Annotated in this window: 2 protein-coding genes (1 of these 2 cut by a window edge); one reads left to right on the top strand and one right to left on the bottom strand. The window is 66.3% G+C overall.

Features of this window, described 5'->3' with window-relative positions:
- Nucleotides 1–421: the beginning of a LysR substrate-binding domain-containing protein gene (locus ACIPIA_RS05845; RefSeq protein ID WP_400507572.1), read on the bottom strand. It extends 455 nt beyond the left edge of the window; only the first 421 of its 876 coding nucleotides appear in the window; its start codon is at nt 419–421; its stop codon lies off the left edge, out of view.
- Nucleotides 422–622: 201 nt separating this feature from the next.
- On the opposite strand from ACIPIA_RS05845, the gene ilvD reads away from it, so the two are divergent.
- Nucleotides 623–2,464, top strand: coding sequence for a dihydroxy-acid dehydratase (gene ilvD, locus ACIPIA_RS05840; RefSeq protein ID WP_400507570.1), 1,842 nt, complete (start codon nt 623–625; stop codon nt 2,462–2,464).
- The last annotated feature ends 36 nt before the right edge of the window (nt 2,465–2,500 follow it).

The raw sequence follows: 2,500 nt of genomic DNA, 5'->3' as shown, positions 1-2,500 counted from the left end.
CCTCGCCGAGACTGTTCAACAGGTCACGGGTGAATCCGGTGGTGACCTCGAGCTCGACCTCGGGATGGGATCGTGCAAAGCGCGCCAGCGTCTCCGGCAGAACGATCGTCGCGTAGTCATCCATCACGGCGAGCCTGACGCGGCCGCTGACGCTCTGCGCATTGATGACGTCGAGCGCCTCGTCATGCAGGGCCACGATGCGGCGGGCATAGCCGAGGAACTGTTCGCCCGCGCGCGTGAGCAGGACCTCGTGCGGCGAGCGCTGCAACAGCGTCTGCCCGGCCAGTTCCTCCAGGCGCCGGATCTGCGTGCTCACCGTCGACTGGCTGCGGAACAGCGCCGCCGCCGCGCGCGTGAAGCTGCGAAGCTCCGCGATGGTGACGAAACTGCGCAGCAGATCTACGTCGATATTGCGCAGCATGGGCGGCGCCCCTCGCCTCTTAGCGTTCCAGCGGGTCTCGTTATGCCAATTCGGAAACCATCTGTCCTGTAGGCAGGGCCGCTGGCCGCCATGCGCGGCGCCGATCATGGAAATCGAAGAATTCAATTTTGTCGCAGGGCGCGGCGACGATAGCTTGCCGCCCAACGGGACATCAGGAGCCCGAGACCGGAGACGCATGAGATGCCCAGGCTGAGATCCGCAACCTCCACCCATGGCCGCAACATGGCCGGCGCCCGCGGCTTGTGGCGCGCCACCGGCATGAAGGATGGCGATTTCGGCAAGCCGATCATCGCGGTGGTCAACTCCTTCACCCAGTTCGTGCCGGGCCATGTCCATCTCCAGGATCTCGGCCAGCTCGTCGCTCGCGAGATCGAGAAGGCCGGCGGCGTCGCCAAGGAGTTCAACACGATCGCCGTCGATGATGGCATCGCGATGGGGCATGACGGCATGCTCTACAGCCTGCCCTCGCGCGAGCTGATCGCAGACAGCGTCGAGTACATGGTCAATGCCCATTGCGCCGACGCGATGGTCTGCATCTCCAACTGCGACAAGATCACGCCCGGCATGCTGATGGCGGCGATGCGCCTGAACATCCCGACCGTCTTCGTGTCGGGTGGCCCGATGGAGGCCGGCAAGTACATCGCCGAGGGCGTGCTGAAGAAGGTCGACCTCGTCGATGCGATGATCGCGGCCGCCGACGACAAGTATACCGACGAGCAGGTCGATGTGATCGAGCGCTCGGCCTGCCCGACCTGCGGCTCCTGCTCGGGCATGTTCACCGCCAATTCGATGAACTGCCTGACAGAGGCGCTCGGCCTCGCCCTGCCCGGCAACGGCTCGACGCTGGCCACCCATGCCGACCGCAAGCGCCTCTTCGTCGAGGCCGGCCATCTGATCGTCGATATCGCCCGCCGCTACTACGACCAGAACGACGAGAGCGTGCTGCCGCGCAATGTCGGTTCGTTCAAGGCGTTCGAGAACGCGATGACGCTGGACATCGCCATGGGCGGCTCGACCAACACCGTGCTCCACCTGCTGGCCGCCGCCCACGAGGCCGAGATCGACTTCACCATGGCCGATATCGACCGGCTGTCCCGGCGCGTGCCGGTGCTCTGCAAGGTCGCGCCGGCCGTCGCCGATGTGCATATGGAAGATGTGCACCGCGCCGGCGGCATCATGGCGATCCTCGGCGAACTGGACCGCGCGGGCCTGATCGACACCTCGCTGCCGACGGTTCACAGCACCACGATGGCGGACGCGCTGGCGCGCTGGGACATCACCCAGACACAGAGCGAAGCGGTGCGCTCCTTCTACAGTGCCGCACCGGGCGGCGTGCCGACGCAGACTGCCTTCAGCCAGGACAGGCGCTTCGCCGAACTCGACCTCGACCGCGAGAAGGGCGTGATCCGCAAGGCCGAGCACGCCTATTCCAAGGATGGCGGCCTCGCCGTGCTGTTCGGGAACATCGCGCTTGACGGCTGCATCGTGAAGACGGCAGGCGTCGACGCCTCGATCCTGAAGTTCTCCGGTGCCGCCGTGATCTTCGAAAGCCAGGACGCGGCGGTCGATGGCATCCTCAACCGCAAGGTCACGCCGGGCGACATCGTGCTGATCCGCTACGAAGGTCCGCGCGGCGGCCCGGGTATGCAGGAGATGCTCTATCCGACGAGCTACCTGAAGTCGAAGGGCCTTGGAAAGGCCTGCGCACTCATCACCGACGGCCGCTTCTCGGGTGGTTCGTCCGGCCTCTCCATCGGCCATGTCTCGCCGGAAGCGGCTGAAGGCGGCGCGATCGGCCTCGTCGAGAGCGGCGACGTCATCGCGATCGACATCCCCAACCGCAGCATCTCGTTGCAGGTTTCCGACGAGGAGCTGGCGCGCAGGCGCGCCGCGATGGAAGCGAAGGGCAAGGACGCCTGGAAGCCGGCCGCGCCGCGCAAGCGCAAGGTCTCGACCGCGCTCAAGGCCTATGCCGCGACGACGACCAGCGCCGCCAAGGGCGCGGTGCGCGTGGTCGACTGATCACCCGTTCGGAGCGACCGGCTGGTAATGGCTGGT

The sequence above is a fragment of the Allobosea sp. CER48 genome (assembly GCF_044752385.1).
In the GTDB taxonomy this organism is placed as follows: domain Bacteria; phylum Pseudomonadota; class Alphaproteobacteria; order Rhizobiales; family Beijerinckiaceae; genus Allobosea.
The sequence above is the reverse complement of the archived record's forward strand: the minus strand, read 5'-3'. Positions and strand labels throughout refer to the sequence as shown.